The sequence below is a fragment of the Enhydrobacter aerosaccus genome (assembly GCF_900167455.1).
Lineage (GTDB): Bacteria > Pseudomonadota > Alphaproteobacteria > Reyranellales > Reyranellaceae > Reyranella > Reyranella aerosaccus.
In genome coordinates this window covers 859,058-874,345 of the sequence record NZ_FUWJ01000002.1, presented here as the reverse complement: position 1 = coordinate 874,345, position 15,288 = coordinate 859,058, and the positions used below count along the sequence as shown (strand labels likewise).

The following is a 15,288-nucleotide window of genomic DNA, read 5'->3' as shown; positions in this document are numbered from 1 at the left end:
CCTACTGTTGCGGTAGGGGCGGTCGGCTGCTGGCGAGGACGACCAGGACGAGACCGAACAGGAACACCGGTACCGAGAGCAGCATGCCCATGGTGATCGGCCCCCACAGGAAGCCGAGGAACGAATCCGGCTCGCGGAAGACCTCGCCAACGATGCGCGCTGCGCCGTACCCCATGCAGAACACGCCGGTGATCAGCGCCGGCCGGCGTCGCCCGTCTGTCAGCTTCCAGACCGCGAGCACCAGCAGGAACAGCAGCACGCCCTCGAAGAACGCCTGATAGAGCTGGCTGGGATGGCGCGGAATCGGACCGCCGCGCGGGAAGATCATCGCCCACGGCACGTCGGTCGGACGGCCCCACAGCTCGCCGTTGATGAAGTTGGCGAGGCGGCCGAAGAACAGGCCGATCGGCGCGACCAAGGCCACGAGGTCCGACAGCATGAAAGGATTGATGCCGTTGCGCCAGGAGAAGGCGAGGATCGCCGTCACCACGCCCAGCAGGCCGCCATGGAAGGACATGCCGCCTTCCCACAGCGTCAGGATCGCGACGGGGTTCTGGAAGAAGAAGCTCGGCTTGTAGAACAGCACATAGCCGAGCCGGCCGCCGACGATCACGCCCAGTGCCGCCCACAGGAGAAAGTCGTCGATCTTCTCCGGCGACAGGATCGCCGGGGGTTGCTGGCACACGCGGCGCATGATGCGCCAGCCGATCACCAGCCCGGCGATGTAGGCGAGCGCGTACCAGCGGATGGCAAAGGGTCCGATCTGAATCAGAATCGGATCGATATCGGGGTAGGGGATGAGAAGCGGGGTCATGCGGGGCGTCCCTTATAGCCGGGCAATCGTGACCGCAGAAAGGTCGCGGCGCCGGTCGGGAGACCGGCGCCGCTTGGGACTATCCAACGTAACGGTTTTGTTTTTTTGAGAGAGGGGGCGTCGGAGGTCCTTATTCGGTCAGGCTTCGCCGACCGTCTCGAGGATCGAGGCGGTAAGCGCGTCGGAGGGCGTCTTGCCGGCCCAGACGACATACTGAAAGGCGGGATAGAAACGTTCGCTTTCGCTGATGGCCACTTCCACCAGGTCGTTCAGCTGCTCGGGCTTGAGCCCTTCGGTGCCGCGCAACGGGATGGCATGCCGGAACATGGGCAGGCCTTCCTCGCTCCACAGGTCGAAGTGGCCCAGCCACATCTTTTCGTTGATCAGCGCCAGCAGGCCGTGGATTTCGGGATGCCGTTCGGTCGGGATGCGGACGTCGTAGGCGCAGGTGAAATGCAGCGCCTCGACATCGTCGCGCCAGCTGAAGAACATGCGGTAGTCGCACCAGCGGCCGGCGACTTCGACAGCGATCTCGCGGTCCGAGGTCCGATCGAACGGCCAGTCGTTGGCGGCCACAACGCTTTCGATCATTTCCAACGGGTTCAGATCGATCTTCTGCCTTGTCCGCTCGTGTCGCGATAACGCCATCGACCCACTCCCCAAACCATTCCGCCATGCGGCCCGTCGAAGCCGGTTCTTGAGGCGGGTGGCCGATATATCGTGGTGGGCCCCCAAGAACCCACAAGCAGTAGCCTGCCATAACGAGGAGTCTTCAGGCAATAAGAAATCGGGCCGAGATTCGGGAAAAGAGTCAGGGATTCCAAAAATTTAATCCCCAGCGTTCAGACTCGAATCCGCCGATTCCGCAGAGTGAATCGGTCGCCTCTGCCGGTTTTGCAGGCAGTCAGCGCCGCCTGTTTTTTGAGCTCGGACCTCGGTTTGCCCCAAACCGCTTCAAGTCCTGTTGCGGAGTCGATGCGTATTCGACATTGTTGACAATCAACTATCTGAGGACCGCCTTGGCTTTTGCCGACGCAAACTCTGATCCTTCCCTGTCCATGCTGGACCGGATTCCCAGGCACACGCTGCGCGCGCAGGTGGCGGAGCGATTGCGGGCGGCGATCCTGAGCGGCGACATCCCTCCGGGCGCGCCGCTGGTCGAGGTCGGCCTCTCGGAACGGTTCGACGTCAGCCGCGGTCCCCTGCGCGAGGCGCTGCGCCAGCTGATCGAAGAGGGGCTGGTGATAACGGTGCCCTACACGGGCACGCACGTGGCGTCGCTGTCGGTGGAGGACGTGCGCGAGATCTATTCGCTGCGCACGGCGCTCGAGACCTTCGCGTTCGAGCAGATGTGGGATCGCCGCGACGCACGCTTCCGTTCCGAACTGGTCCGGCGCAATGAGGCCTTGATCGCAACGATCGACGCCGCCGACGACCGCGCCAGCATCGATAACGAGCTCGCTTTCCATGGTCTCGTCTACGAAGCGAGCGGCCATCGCCTGCTGCAGCGGAGCTGGCACGGTCTGCGGGGGCGGCTCCAGCTCTATTGGGCGGCCCACCATCGTGCCCATGGACGGCGCGGTCCCAAGCGCGACAGCCACGATAGCTATATCGCCGCGGCGCTCGGCGACGATCTCGGAGCGATGCGCGCGGAGATCGTCGATCACATGCGTCGCGGCGCCGAAACCACCGAGCGCTTCCTGCGCACGCGGCCGGATTTGTCGGGGAAGTCGAAGAGGGGAGACAAGAAATGAGCATTGATCGTCGTTCGATCATCGCCGTGTTGGCCGCGGGAGCGGGCTTGCTGGCCATCCCGCTGGTGGCGCGCGCCGAAGGCACGCTCGATGACGTGAAGAAGCGCGGCACCCTGCGCGTCGGCGTCACCCAGGCGCCGCCCTGGTACTCCAAGGACCCCAAGACGGGAGAATGGATGTCGGGTGTCGGCATCTTCATGGGCAAGGCCATGGCCCAGGCGCTGGGCGTGAAGTTCGAACCCGTCGAGGTCACCTGGGGCAATGCGATCGCCGCCCTGCAGGGCAACAAGATCGACATCATGTTCATGCTCGACGCCACGCCGGAGCGGAAGCAAGCCGTCGATTTTCCCGAGACGCCACTGCTCTGGTACTCGCTCGCCGTCCTGGCGCGCGACGACCTACCGGTGAAGGCGTGGGACGATCTCGACAAAGCAGGCGTACGCATCGCCGTGCCTCAGGCCACGACCATGGACCGGTGGGCGACCGCCCACACGCCGAAGGCCGACATCCAGCGTTTCCCGGGCAATGCCGAGGCGATCGCCGCTTTCCAGTCCGGCCGCGTCGATGCCGTCTGCCTGTTCCATCCGCCGCTGCTGGCGGCGCGCCAGAAGCTCGGCAAGGGCAAGATCGTGGTGCCGCTCCCCGCCGAATCGCAGCCGTCGAGCGCTGCCTTGCGCAAGGGCGATGCGGCCTTCGCGGCCTGGGTCGATAAGCAATTCGCCTCCTACTACCAGAGCGGCCAGACCGAGAAGTGGTACGAGCAGGCGCTGGCCGACTTCGGTCTCGATCCCAAGCTGGCGCCGCCGGTGATGAAGGAACTGATCAAGTAGACGGTGGCCGTGTCGTCACGCGACCCGGATCGGCGCAGGCCGGCATGACGAGTCCCGCCTGATGTACCAGTGGGACTTCGCACCGGTCTTCGCGCACTGGCCACTGCTGGCGCAGGGGCTCGTCAACACCCTCAAGGTGACGGCGCTATCCCTGTCGTGCGGGCTGGTCCTCGGCCTGATGCTGGCGCTGCTGCGCCTGTCCCCGCGGCGCTGGCTGTCGTGGCCGGCCGGCTTCGTGATCGAGGTCTTCCGCACCACGCCGCCGCTGGTCCAGCTGTTCTGGTTCTTCTTCGCGCTGCCGCTGATCGTCGGCGTCGAGATGACGCCGCTGCTGGCCGCGGTCGTCACCTTCTCGATCCAGTCGGCGGCGTTCTTCGCCGAGGTGTTCCGTGCCGGCATCGTTTCGATCGAACGCGGCCAGTGGGAAGGGGCGCTGGCGATCGGCATGTCGCACCGACAGGCACTGCGCCGCATCGTCCTGCCGCAGGCGGTAACGCGCATGATCCCGGCCTTCCTCGAGCGCGCGATCGAGCTGATGAAGACCACAACCCTGGTCGCCACCATCGCCTACGCCGATCTCCTCTTCGCCGCCAACGACATCGCGCAGAAGACGTTCCGGCCGCTCGAGACCTTCACCGTCGTGGCGCTGATCTATTTCGTCGTCATTTTCGGCTTCAGCCTGCTGGCCCGCCGCCTGGAGCGGCGGCTCGCGGTCGGGGGCGAGGCGACGGTCCACTGATGCGCTGGGATTTCTCCTCGGTCTTGGCCAACAGCGACGCGCTGCTGGTCGGCCTCGTGGGCACGCTGCGCCTGTTCGCGATCTGCCTCGTCCTTGGCCTCGGGCTCGGGCTGGTGGTCGGTCTCGGTCGCTATGCGCGCCGCAAGTGGCTCTATCTGCCCGCCACCGCCTTCGTCGAGTTCTTCCGCAACACGCCGGTGCTGGTCCAGATCCTGTGGTTCTACTTCGCGCTGCCCATCCTCGTGCCGTTCGAGATCAGCCCGCTGGCGGCCGCCTCGCTCGGCATCTCGCTCAACTCGGCGGCCTTCTCGGCCGAGATCTATCGCGCCGGCATCCAGTCGATCGAACGCGGCCAATGGGACGCGGCACGCGCGCTCGGCATGCGCTGGGGGCAGGCGATGCGCCGCATCATCCTGCCGCAGGCGATCAAGCGCATGCTGCCGGCTTTGACCAACCGCGCCATCGAGATCTTCAAGATGTCGACGCTCGCGTCGGCTGTTGCCTACGTTGAACTGCTGCAGCAGGGCAAGCTGATCGCCTCGCTGAACTTCAACCCGATCGAGGCCTACACGACTGTCGCGGTGATCTTCTTCGTCCTGCTGTGGCCGCTGGTGCAGTTCACATACTGGATGGAACGCCGCCTCAAGAGGGACGAATGACCATCCTGCACGTCCGCGGCCTCATCAAGCGCTACGGCACGGTCGAAGTGCTGCACGGCATCGATCTCGACGTCGAACGCGGCGAGCGCATCGCCATCCTCGGCGCCTCGGGGTCTGGCAAGAGCACCCTGCTGCGCTGTCTCAACTTCATGGAGATGCCGACCGCCGGCGAGATCGTGCTCGACGACAAGGCCGTCGGCCGGCGCGAGCGCGACCTGATCGCCGTGCGCCAGCGCGTCGGCATGGTGTTCCAGCAGTTCAACCTGTTCCCGCACATGACCGCTCTCGGGAACGTCATGGAGGGGCTGAGGACGGTGCGGCGTTGGTCGGCGGCCGAGGCGCGCGCCCGTGCCGAGAAGGAACTGGCGCGCGTCGGGCTGGCCGACAAGGCGCAGACCTACCCGGCCCATCTCTCGGGCGGACAGAAGCAGCGCGTGGCGATCGCGCGGGCGCTGGCCATGGATCCGGAGCTGCTGCTGTTCGACGAGCCGACCTCGGCGCTCGATCCGGAGCTGGTGGGCGAGGTGCTGAACGTGATCCGCAGCCTCGCCGATGAAGGTCGCACCATGCTGCTGGTCACCCACGAACTCGGCTTCGCCTATCACGTCGCGACACGGGTGATTTTCCTCGCCGACGGGCGCATCCACGAGCAGGGCACGCCGGACGAGGTCCTCAAGCATCCGAGGATGGAACGCACCCGCGCCTTCCTCGCCAGCCATCGCCAATTCAGCTTCTAGGAAAAGGGAACAATGAACGCGCCCCAGCCTCCGTCCGCCCATCAGGAAAGCGCTCAGGCCTATGTCGACGATCCGCGCAACGAGCGGGTGCTGGTCTATGTGAATGGCGCCTTCGTGCCGCGCAACGAGGCGCGTGTATCGGTGTTCGATGCGGGCTTCGCGCTCGGCGATGGCGTGTGGGAAGGGCTGCGGCTGGTCAAGGGCCGGCTGATCAGCCTCGAGGCCCACATGGATCGGTTGTTCGAGGGCGCGCGTTCGATCGATCTCGATATCGGGCTCGATCGGGCCGGCGTGGTCAAGGCGGTGCAGGACACGCTCGACGCCAACGGCATGACCGACGGCGCCCACATCCGGCTGATGGTGACGCGCGGGCTCAAGCGCACGCCCAATCAGGATCCGCGCTTCGTCATCGGCAAGGCCACCATCGTGATCGTGGCCGAGTACAAGACGCCGCGTCCCGAAGCCAAGGCGCGCGGCTATTCGCTCTTCACCTCGACCTTTCGCACCACCGGGCCGGACCAGTTCGACTTGCATCTCAACTCGCACAGCCGGCTCAACCTGATCCAGGCCTTGATCCAGGCCATCAAGGCCGGCGCCGACGAGGCGCTGATGCTGGATCCGCGCGGCTTCGTAGCTTCGTGCAATTCGACCAACTTCTTCATCGTCCGCCGCGGCGAACTGTGGACCTCGACCGGCCTCTACAGCTTCAAGGGCATCACCCAGCGCAACGTCATCGATGCCTGGCGGGCCGCCGGCGGCATCGCGCGCGAATGCGACTTCACCCTGGCCCAGGTCTATTCCGCCGATGAGGCGTTCGTCACGGGCACGCTGGGCGGCGTCACCGCGGTGACGAAGGTCGACGGCCGCATTATCGGGACCGGCAACCCGGGCACCGTCACGAAGGAAGCGAGCGACCTCTATCTGCGATCCGTCGGGGCACTCTAGGGCTTTTCAGCTTGCGCGGAGCCGTCGCGGCCCGGGCGATGGACGTGTCGTTTCGGTCGCCGGCCGTCCGGGGGAGCGAAGCGATCGCGCAATCCGCCAACCGGTCGAGTTCGTCCAGTTCGGCGGCATGGAGTCGTCCCCACTCGCACAGGGCGAGGAGAACGGATTCCAGGCTTCGTCCGAGCGCTGTCGCCTCATATTCGACGCGGGGTGGCACCTCACGAAAGATGTCACGGGTGACGATCCGATGCGCCTCCATCTCCCGCAATTGCTGGATCAGCACTTTCTGGCTGATCGCCGGCATCAGGCGGGTGAGGTCGGATAGCCGACGAGGGCCGCTGAGCAAGTGATAGAGGATGACGGCCTTCCAGCGGCCGGAAATGACCTTGAGTGCACGTTCGGCGGGAAGGGGCGGCAAATGCTTCAAGGGCTTCATCACACTTACCATCAGGTGCGTATTGCACAAATTGGTCTGTAGTCTCCGACCGCCATTGGGTGCCACAGCGCTGGAAGGAACGGGACGCATCGAAGTCGATGCACCACCATTGGTGAATGGTAGAGGAGTATCGATGAATCCGCCAAACTTTCCCATCGTCACGGCGACGACGGCTGTCATCCTTGCTTTTTTGCAGGTCGCCCTGATGCTCTGGACCTCGGTTGGCCGGGCGCAACTCTCGACGGGGTTGGGCGACGGCGGCGACAACGGTCTCCTCCGGCGCATTCGCATGCATGGAAATCTGGCCGAGAACCTGCCGATATTTCTGATTCTGCTCGTGCTGGTCGAGGTCGCTGGCGAGTGGCGCCGCGTTGTGCCGGCGATCGCCACGATCTTCGTCCTTGCGAGGATCGCGCATGTGATCGGCTTGGCACGAACGGACGGGCCAAGCGTGCCGCGAGTCGTCGGGGCTCTGGGAACGGCGATCAGCACCGCGGCCCTCGTCGTGATGCTCGCGGTTACTGTCGTCGCCGATGTGACGATGCGGAGTTGAGCCGGCGGTGCGAACCGACAGATTGTCTCGAAGCGAGTGGCCGTTTCAAGGTGTGTAATGAATGTCTTGATTGTCCATGCCCATCCAGAGACTGGTAGTTTCAACGCCGCGATGACGCGGCAAGCCGAGGCAACCCTCGCTGGGGCGGGCCATGAGGTTGTCGTCTCGGATCTCTATGCGATGGGCTTCAATCCGGTGTCGAACCGCCACAATTTCATGACCGTCGCCGATTCGCGAACGCTTCGCTTGCAGACGGAGGAGGCGCATGCCAGCACGCATGACGGCTTCGTGCCGGAACTGCAGGCGGAAATGGACAAGCTCGCGCGCTGCGACCTGCTGATCTTCCAGTTCCCGATCTGGTGGCTCGGCTTGCCTGCTATCCTGAAGGGCTGGGTCGATCGCGTGTTTGCGGTCGGTCGGGCCTATGGCGGTGGACGGTATTTCGATCGCGGCGTCTTTCAGGGCAAGCGAGCGATGTGCGCCGTGACTGTCGGCGGCTTCCGGGCGGCCTATTCCGAGCGAGGAGTCTATGCCGAGGTCGAGGACATTCTGTATCCGGTCCATCGCGGCATATTCGGCTTTACCGGTTTCACCGTGATCGAGCCCTTCGTCGTCTATGCGCCCGGCCGCATCGAGACAGACGAACGGCGCCGATATCTCGACCGCTACCACGAACGTCTGCTGGACCTCGACCGGGCCCGCATCATCCAGCCCTTGGCGACCGCGCTGTACGAGAACGGCGTTCTCACAGCCGCCCGCGATTAGCGTGGCGTTGGCGGCCGGAATCGTCGTTTCGGGGCAGCTTGCCGTATCCTTCGGGCCCGATGAAGGTCGAGGCATTCGCGCATGGTTGCATCTGGTAACCGTTATTTTTCCGTTTCTTTAACGGCGCGGGTTGAAAAGTCATTCGGCCGCAGAAGGCGTGCTCGCAGGAGTTGTTCTCGCCCACTATGATTGCAGTGAGGACGGGGGAGTAGAGTCGCGTGGGGAGAGTCGTGAATTGTTGGCGAGCGCCGAGGCGGCTCGCTCTTGGATTGTTGGCCATGGCTTGCCTCGTGCCGGCAACGCCGGCCCTGGCGAACGACACCCCAACGAACAGCGGTGGCACGACAACGTCGGCCCCGACGAACGGCGCCATCAACTTGACCGCAATCCAAAACGAGATCGCCATGCTGACCGGCCAGGCGTCTCAAACTTTGACCCAGCAGCAGGCTGCGGCAATCTATGCGATCGGTCAGCAGGTGTCAGCCACTGTGCAGCAGGCCACTCAGCAGATGAAGCAGCTGAAGGAGGTGGTCGACGCCGTCTTCTTGTTGGCCAGGGCCACTCGGGCAGCCATCGACGGTGCGCCCGATGATGCCTGCGACTTCTCCTGTGATGGCGAGCGCCGTCTTGGCGCATGGCTGAGCGGGCAAGGCGGGTTCGGCACCATCGCCGGCGATTCCAGCAATGGCGGCTCCGGCTCCAGCTACAATCTCGGCGGGCTCATGGCGGGCCTCGACTATGCCTTCGACCCGCGCTTCACGGCGGGTGTGATGATCGGCTACTCGAATTCGACCGTCTGGAGTTCGGCCGCGTTGAGCCAGAGCACCAGCAACACGGCGCAGGTCGGTCTCTACGGCCGGTTCCAGCAGAATGCCTTCTCCGTCGGCGGCGCGGTGGGCTACGGCCATGGGCAGAACCTCACGACGCGTCAGATCCTGCTGCCGAGCGGCACAGTTGTTGCGCAAGGCAGTCCGGCATCCAATCAGTTCTTCGGCTTCGTCGAGACCGGCTACAAAGTGAGCCTCGGCGCCGTGACCGATGCCGCTGTCACCGATACCTACGTCACCAATGCCTACGTGACGCCGTTCACGCGCCTCGAAGGCTCCACGGTGACGCAAAGCGCCTACACCGAGTCCGGCAACAGCCCGCTCGCCTTCAACGTCGCGGCGCAGACGGCCAACTCGCTGCGCACCGTGCTGGGTACACAAGTTGGCTGGAACATCGCCAAGGTGGATGTGCGTATCGAGGCCGGCTGGAGCCATGAATTCGCGGACACGAGCCCGCCTGTGACGGTGAGTTTTGTCGGCGCGCCGGCAGTCGGGTTCACGACCTCCAGTGCCGTTACCACGCCGCGCGACGGCGCTGTTCTCGGCCTTGCCGTTGCCACGAAGATCGCCGAGGCCACCCGCCTCTATGCCCGCTACGATGGCGAACTCAACGGCGGCACGACCAGCCACATCTTCTCGGCCGGCGTGCGGATGACGTGGTGAGCCCAGGCGATCGCGGCGCGAGGTGAGGGAGCCTTGCGCCGCCCGGTGCCGGCTCAGATCTGTTCCAGGTCGATCCCGGCCGTCTCGATCCTGAAGCGCCAGGTCAGCGCGGCGCCGAGCAGCGACGTGCCGATCAGCATCGCGAGCAGGACATTCACGCCGAAGCCCGCCAGCAGCAGCGGGAACAGGAAGGCCGTCAGCACGGCGCCGACCTTGCCGGCGGCGGCGGCAAAGCCCGCGCCCTTGCCGCGCAGATGGGTCGGGAAGACCTCGCCGGCCAGCAGGTAGGTCTGGGCGTTGGGGCCGACGTTGGTCATGAAGTTGAACAGCATGAAGCCGCCGAACAGGATGAGCGTGCGCCACGGCTCGGCGGTCTGCTGCGACAGCATCGCGAGGGCGAGCCCGGCGGCGCAGCCGATGAAGCCGATCACCTGAAGTTTGATGCGGCCGACGCGGTCGGCAAGGAAGACCGCGGCCACGATGCCGACGATCAGCAGCACGTCGATCAGTGCCGCGCCCTTGGCCGCCAGCATGTCGCGCTGGATGACGGCGCTGATGTTGCGCGCGAAATCGTATTCGTGGCCGACCGTCTTGGCGAGGATCGTCGGCGTGAACAGGCCGATGCCGTAGGTGCCGAGGTCCTGCAGGAACCACGGCACCGAGGCCAGGATCATGGCGCGCCGTGTCGGCAGCGTCAGCAATGAGCCCCAGCCGTCGTTGCGGCCAGCATGAGCGCGCGCCGCGTGTTCCTTGAGCCTGATGTGGCGGGGATAGGGAGGCTCGCGCTCCAGCAGGCTCGCGATCGCGGCTTCCGCTTCGGCCCGGCGGCCCTTGCTGGCCAGCCATTGGCCGCTTTCGCAGATCGTGAGCCGCCCGACCAGGACGGCGAGGGCCGGGACGATCGCCGTCGCATACATCCAGCGCCACGCGCCGACATCGGCAAGGTTGGCCAGGATGAGATAGCCCAGCGCCGTGCCGGCCAGCGCGCCGACGGCCTGGAAGGCGAAGGCTCCCAGCACGAGCTTGCCGCGGTTCTGGCTGGCGATGCTCTCCGAGATCACGAGATGCGCGGTCGGATAGTCACAGCCGAGCGCGATCCCGACACCGAACAGGCAGACCACCACCAGCGGAAGGTTGGGACTGAGCGCCAGGCCGACGAGGAACAGTGCCAGGGCCGCGATCTCGATCACGAACACCGGCCGGCGGCCGTGCGTATCGGCCATGCCGCCGAGCATGAGCGTCCCCAGCATGATGCCGGCCAGCGGCGCCGCGCTGACCACGCCCTTCTCCGTTGCCGACAGGCCGAATTCCTTGACCATCAGCGGCAGGGCGACGCCGGTCATGAAGACGATCATGCCCTCGAAGAACTTGCCCGCCGAAGCCAGCAGCCAGATCCGCCACTGCATCGCCGTCATCTGGACCTGCCCGGTCGCGGTGCCGTCGCGCCACACCGGAGTCTCGTCGATGTAGCTCTGCACGGTGCGCCGGAGTTCGGTCATGCAATAGCGCCTTCCGTCGATTTGATTTCGAGCAACGCCTGGCGGAGAAGCGAGCCCGGTTGCAGGATTGACCGCGCGACGGCCCGAATAGTCGGCTGGCGAGATTGCAGCGTCGTGAAGAGCCGGGCCGTGGCCCGCCCTGGTTCGGACAGTCGATGGCTCCCCCTACGCACGCGCTGGCGTCCTGAACGGAAGACAGTGTCGTGCGAGCCTATGGCCGCCGGTGGTTGAAGACCAGAATCGGTATCATGGCTTCTCAAGGCATAAGCTGTCCCGACGCCGTTGCGACGGGAGGGGCGACCTTTTGATTTTCCCTTTGTTAAAGCATTACCGGACGGTAACCAGCCATTCATTCGGCGGCCAGTTTTGCGGCTGCGCGCGGATCGCGGGTGAGCAGGCCGTCGGCGAGATCGCGCTCGATCAGCGAGTCGGGGCGCTCGCTGGCACGGCCGAAGCCGGCACCGCCGCCGACGAACATTTCGACGATGTCGCCCTTGCCGAGATCGACGGCGGCCTTGCTGCGCAATTCCTCGACCGTGCCGTTGGCGCGGAAGATGCGGCAATAGCCACGCTGGCCGGGCTCGCCGCCGAACAGGCCCTCGGGGGCGAGGCGGAAGCGGTCGGAGTAGATCGCCAGCTGCACGTCGTCCTTGAGGATCTCGCAGCGACGCAGGAACCCGGCGCCACCGCGGCGCGCGCCGAGACCGAAGGAATCGGGCGCCAGTTCGTAGCCGACGATGCGGAAGAAGTCGTAATCGATGTCGAGCGATTCGACCGGCGCGTTGGAGCAGTTGCTGAGAGGTGAATCGACGGCGTCGCAGCCATCGGCGTTCCTGGAGGCGCCATAGCCGCCGCCGAAGATCTCGAGATAGACACTATAGCCCTTCTCGCCGAGATGACTGAGGCAGAAGGCGGTGGTGCAGTCGAAGCCGGCGGCGATGACCTTGTCCGGCAGCGCCTGCGCCAACGCCTTCATCACTGCATTGAAGACGCGATAGGCCGGGATCATGCGGGCGCGGACCGGGGCCGGCGGGCGCGGATTGAGGAGCGAGCCGTAGGGCACCTTGATCCGGATCGGCCGCGCCATGCCCTCGTTGTAGGGAATGTCGGGGCTGGTCAGCACCGACTTCACGCACGAGAGGGTGGCCGACAAGGTGCTCGAGTAGGGGCAGTTGAGGTTGCGCTTCACCTGCGCGCAGGTGCCCTCGAAATCGATCTCGACCGAGTCGTCGGCGATCGTCACCTTGGCCTTGATCGGCAGCGGATCGTCGCTGAGGCCGTCGTCGTCGATCGCGTCCTCGCCGTAGAAGGTGCCCTTGGGCGCCTGGGCGATGGCCGCGCGCACACGTCGCTCGGAATAGTCCTGCATCTCCTTCATCGCCGTTTCGACCTTGTCGATGCCGTAGCGCTCGCAGAGCTGCTTCACGCGCAGCACGCCGATCGCATTGGCGGCGAACTGGGCATTGAAGTCGCCGATGGTGAGATCCGGCACGCGCACGTTGGCGGTCACCAGCCGCTCGAAGGAGCCGCCGTTCCAGTCGTGCGGGAAGCTGTACTTGCTGGGCGGGAAGCGCAGCCCTTCCTGATAGACGTCGGAGGCATGGATATTGAGACCCGGCGCGCCGCCGCCGAGATCGAGATGATGCGCCACCGAGGCGCCGAAACCGACCACCCGGCCGGCAACGAAGATCGGCGTGAAGATGAAGACGTCCGGAATGTGCTGCCCGCCCTCGAAGGGGTCGTTGTTGATCAGGAAGTCTCCTTCCCGGAGCGAGTCGACCGGATGTCGCTTGAGGCAGGCGCGCAGCGTTTCGCCGATCGGGCCGAGCTGCATGGGAATGAGCTCGGCCTGGGCGACGGTGTTGCCGTGACGGTCCATCAATCCCGCCGAGCCGTCGCGCGCCTCGCGCAGGATGGTGGAGTAGGCGGAGCGGATCAGCTTCACGCCCATCTCGCGGGCCGCCGCGATCAGGGCCTGGCTGATGACGGCGTAATCGATGGGATTGAGCGTCGTGTTCACGCGGCCCTCCGCAGGATGAGATTGTCGGCGGCATCGAGCGTGGCGATCCAGCCGGCCGGGACCCAGGTCGTGGCGGTATGGCCCTCGACGACGGCCGGCCCCTCGATGCGTTCGTCCTTGGTCAGCGCCTCAGCCGTATGGCGTGCGCACTCGATCCACTGCTCGCCATGGAAGATGCGCGTGCGCTCGGGCGGCTTCGTGGCCAGCGCCTCGCGATCCAGCCGCGGCGGCAGCCCGATGGGCAGTGTGGCGCCCACGCGCAGCGTCACGATCTCGACCGGGCGGTCGAGCGTGGCGCCGTGCAGGAAGGTGCGATGATGAGCTTCGGCGAACAGCTCCGAGATATAGCCGGCGTCGAGTGCCTCCAGCCGATCGGCCGGGATCTCCACCGCAACCTCGAACGCCTGGCCGACGAAACGCATGTCGAGCGTGTGGGTGTAGACCAGATCGCCCGGCAGCTTCATGTCGGCGAACTGCGCCGCCAGCCGCGCTCGCATCTCGGCAAACAGCCTGGCCGCTTCGTGGGCCGCCTGCTCGTCGAGCTTCATCTTGCGCGTGACGGCATCGAACTTGGTGTAATCCGAGGCGACGAGGCCATAGGCCGAGATCACGCCGGCATTGGGCGGCACGACGATGGTGGCGATGCCGAGCTCCTCGGCGATGCGCGCCGCGTGGAGCGGTCCTGCGCCGCCGAACGGCACCAGCGCATAGTCGCGCGGATCGCGGCCACGCTCGGTCGAGACCAGCTGGATGGCGCGGACGATGTTGGCATCGGCAAGCTGCAGCGCCGAGGATGCCGCCTGCTCGACGCCGAGTCCGAAGCGCTGCGCCAGCGGCTCGAAGGCCTTGTGCGCTGCCGTGTCATCGAGCCTCATTCGGCCGCCCAGGAAGGCAGCCGGCCGGATGGTACCGGTGACGACATGAGCATCGGTCGTGGTGGCGCTGGTCCCGCCGCGGCCGTAGCAGGCTGGGCCGGGATCGGCACCTGCGCTCTGCGGACCGACGCGCAGCATGCCGCCATCGTCGACCCAGGCGATCGAACCGCCGCCGGCGCCGACCGACACGATGTCGAGCACCGGCGTGCGGATCGGCAGCCCGTCGATCTCGCTCTCCGAGGCGAGCGACGGCCGGCCATCCTGCACCAGGCAGACATCGGTCGAGGTGCCGCCCATGTCGAAGGTGATCAGGTCCTTGAAACCGGATCGTGCCGCCTGGCGCGTCGCGCCCACCACGCCAGCGGCGGGACCGGAATAGAGTGCGGTGATGGCGCTCTGACGCATGGCCTCGGCCGGCAAGCGACCGCCATTGGACTGCATGACGGTGAAGCGACCGCTGAAGCCTGCTTCGGCGAGCTTGTTCTCGAAGCGCAGAAGATAGCCATCGATCACGGGCTGGACATAGGCGGACAGCACCGTGGTCGAGGCGCGCTCGAACTCCCGGAATTCGCGCGCAACCTGGTGGCTGCAGGTGACGAGCAGATCGGGGAGCGCTTCCGTGATCAGCGCCGCCAACCGCTTTTCGTGGACGGGATTGGCATAGGCGTTGAGAAGGCAGATGGCGACGGCGCGATAACCTCCCGCCTGCAGGGCCGGGATCAATGCGCTACGGACAGCGGCCTCGTCGAGCGCCGTCTCGATCGCGCCGTCGGCACGCATCCGCTCGACCGCCTCGAAACAGTCCTTGCGCCGCACCGGCGGCGCCGGCTTGGCATAGAACAGGTCGTAGATGTTGCGCCGGTCGTGGCGCTGCATGAAGAGCAGGTCGCGGAAGCCCGCCGTGGCGACGAAGGCGACAGGCGCGCCCTTACGTTCGAGGACGGCGTTGGTCGCCACCGTCGAGCCGTGTCCGAGATCCTCGATGCCGGCCAGGTCGATGCCCGAGGCGGTCAAGGCGGCGAAGGCGCCGACGTCGGGCGATCGCGGCGTGCTCTGCACCTTGGTCACGATCACCTTGCCGTCTTCAACGGCAACCAGATCGGTGAATGTTCCGCCGACTTCGACTCCCACGCGCATGCGTCTTCCTTCCGGTCACGGCATGTGTTTGATCA

At 65.7% G+C, this 15,288-nt stretch carries 15 protein-coding genes and 1 pseudogene; 9 read left to right on the top strand and 7 right to left on the bottom strand.

Annotated features, from left to right (window positions below):
- Nucleotide 1 precedes the first annotated feature (1 nt).
- Both lgt and B5D62_RS13425 read right to left on the bottom strand, forming a co-directional pair.
- Nucleotides 2-814 carry a prolipoprotein diacylglyceryl transferase gene (gene lgt / locus B5D62_RS13430; protein WP_085934348.1) on the bottom strand — a complete coding sequence of 271 codons (813 nt, stop codon included), beginning with the start codon at nt 812-814 and terminating at the stop codon, nt 2-4.
- 138 nt (nt 815-952) lie between these two features.
- Nucleotides 953-1,462 carry a type III secretion system chaperone family protein gene (locus B5D62_RS13425; protein ID WP_085934347.1) on the bottom strand — a complete coding sequence of 170 codons (510 nt, stop codon included), beginning with the start codon at nt 1,460-1,462 and terminating at the stop codon, nt 953-955.
- Nucleotides 1,463-1,872: 410 nt separating this feature from the next.
- Here B5D62_RS13425 and B5D62_RS13420 point away from each other — a divergent pair, with 410 nt between their 5' ends.
- From B5D62_RS13420 to B5D62_RS13395, 6 genes are all read left to right on the top strand, one after another.
- Nucleotides 1,873-2,568: a GntR family transcriptional regulator gene (locus B5D62_RS13420; RefSeq protein WP_085934346.1), complete on the top strand. Its 696-nt coding sequence runs from the start codon at nt 1,873-1,875 to the stop codon at nt 2,566-2,568.
- Complete coding sequence (locus B5D62_RS13415) at nt 2,565-3,398, top strand: transporter substrate-binding domain-containing protein (RefSeq protein WP_085934345.1); 834 nt, start codon at nt 2,565-2,567, stop codon at nt 3,396-3,398. Before B5D62_RS13420 ends, B5D62_RS13415 begins: the two co-directional genes overlap by 4 nt.
- Before the next feature lie 61 nt (nt 3,399-3,459).
- On the top strand, nt 3,460-4,137 hold the full coding sequence (locus B5D62_RS13410) for an amino acid ABC transporter permease (protein ID WP_085934344.1): 678 nt from the start codon (nt 3,460-3,462) through the stop codon (nt 4,135-4,137).
- On the top strand, nt 4,137-4,796 hold the full coding sequence (locus B5D62_RS13405; RefSeq protein WP_085934343.1) for an amino acid ABC transporter permease: 660 nt from the start codon (nt 4,137-4,139) through the stop codon (nt 4,794-4,796). Before B5D62_RS13410 ends, B5D62_RS13405 begins: the two co-directional genes overlap by 1 nt.
- Nucleotides 4,793-5,533, top strand: a complete 741-nt coding sequence (locus B5D62_RS13400; RefSeq protein ID WP_085934342.1) for an amino acid ABC transporter ATP-binding protein — start codon at nt 4,793-4,795, stop codon at nt 5,531-5,533. Before B5D62_RS13405 ends, B5D62_RS13400 begins: the two co-directional genes overlap by 4 nt.
- Nucleotides 5,534-5,545: 12 nt before the next feature.
- The gene (locus B5D62_RS13395) at nt 5,546-6,478 is read left to right on the top strand and encodes an aminotransferase class IV (RefSeq protein ID WP_085934341.1); all 933 of its coding nucleotides are present in this window, start codon (nt 5,546-5,548) and stop codon (nt 6,476-6,478) included.
- Nucleotides 6,479-6,530: 52 nt separating this feature from the next.
- On the opposite strand, the pseudogene B5D62_RS13390 reads toward B5D62_RS13395, so the two are convergent.
- Nucleotides 6,531-6,914 (bottom strand): annotated as a pseudogene (locus B5D62_RS13390) (winged helix-turn-helix transcriptional regulator); the annotation flags it as partial.
- Between the two features lie 133 nt (nt 6,915-7,047).
- Here B5D62_RS13390 and B5D62_RS13385 point away from each other — a divergent pair.
- Both B5D62_RS13385 and B5D62_RS13380 read left to right on the top strand, forming a co-directional pair.
- Nucleotides 7,048-7,467, top strand: coding sequence for an MAPEG family protein (locus tag B5D62_RS13385; protein WP_085934340.1), 420 nt, complete (start codon nt 7,048-7,050; stop codon nt 7,465-7,467).
- A 57-nt stretch (nt 7,468-7,524) separates the two neighbouring features.
- Nucleotides 7,525-8,232 carry an NAD(P)H-dependent oxidoreductase gene (locus tag B5D62_RS13380; RefSeq protein WP_085934339.1) on the top strand — a complete coding sequence of 236 codons (708 nt, stop codon included), beginning with the start codon at nt 7,525-7,527 and terminating at the stop codon, nt 8,230-8,232.
- Here B5D62_RS13380 and B5D62_RS33370 read toward each other — a convergent pair.
- On the bottom strand, nt 8,213-8,638 hold the full coding sequence (locus tag B5D62_RS33370; RefSeq protein ID WP_170920924.1) for a hypothetical protein: 426 nt from the start codon (nt 8,636-8,638) through the stop codon (nt 8,213-8,215). The genes B5D62_RS13380 and B5D62_RS33370 overlap by 20 nt on opposite strands.
- Here B5D62_RS33370 and B5D62_RS13375 point away from each other — a divergent pair.
- Nucleotides 8,637-9,722: an autotransporter outer membrane beta-barrel domain-containing protein gene (locus B5D62_RS13375; protein WP_170920923.1), complete on the top strand. Its 1,086-nt coding sequence runs from the start codon at nt 8,637-8,639 to the stop codon at nt 9,720-9,722. The genes B5D62_RS33370 and B5D62_RS13375 overlap by 2 nt on opposite strands.
- Nucleotides 9,723-9,775: 53 nt before the next feature.
- On the opposite strand, the gene B5D62_RS13370 is transcribed toward B5D62_RS13375, so the two are convergent.
- The 3 genes from B5D62_RS13370 to B5D62_RS13360 all read right to left on the bottom strand — a co-directional run bounded on the left by B5D62_RS13370 (nt 9,776) and on the right by B5D62_RS13360 (nt 15,253).
- A complete protein-coding gene (locus B5D62_RS13370) occupies nt 9,776-11,221 on the bottom strand; it encodes an MFS transporter (RefSeq protein ID WP_085934337.1) in 1,446 nt (481 codons plus the stop codon).
- Between the two features lie 349 nt (nt 11,222-11,570).
- The gene (locus tag B5D62_RS13365) at nt 11,571-13,241 is read right to left on the bottom strand and encodes a hydantoinase B/oxoprolinase family protein (RefSeq protein WP_085934336.1); all 1,671 of its coding nucleotides are present in this window, start codon (nt 13,239-13,241) and stop codon (nt 11,571-11,573) included.
- Nucleotides 13,238-15,253, bottom strand: a complete 2,016-nt coding sequence (locus B5D62_RS13360) for a hydantoinase/oxoprolinase family protein (protein ID WP_085934335.1) — start codon at nt 15,251-15,253, stop codon at nt 13,238-13,240. The genes B5D62_RS13365 and B5D62_RS13360 overlap by 4 nt, the downstream gene beginning before the upstream one ends.
- Between the last annotated feature and the right edge of the window lie 35 nt (nt 15,254-15,288).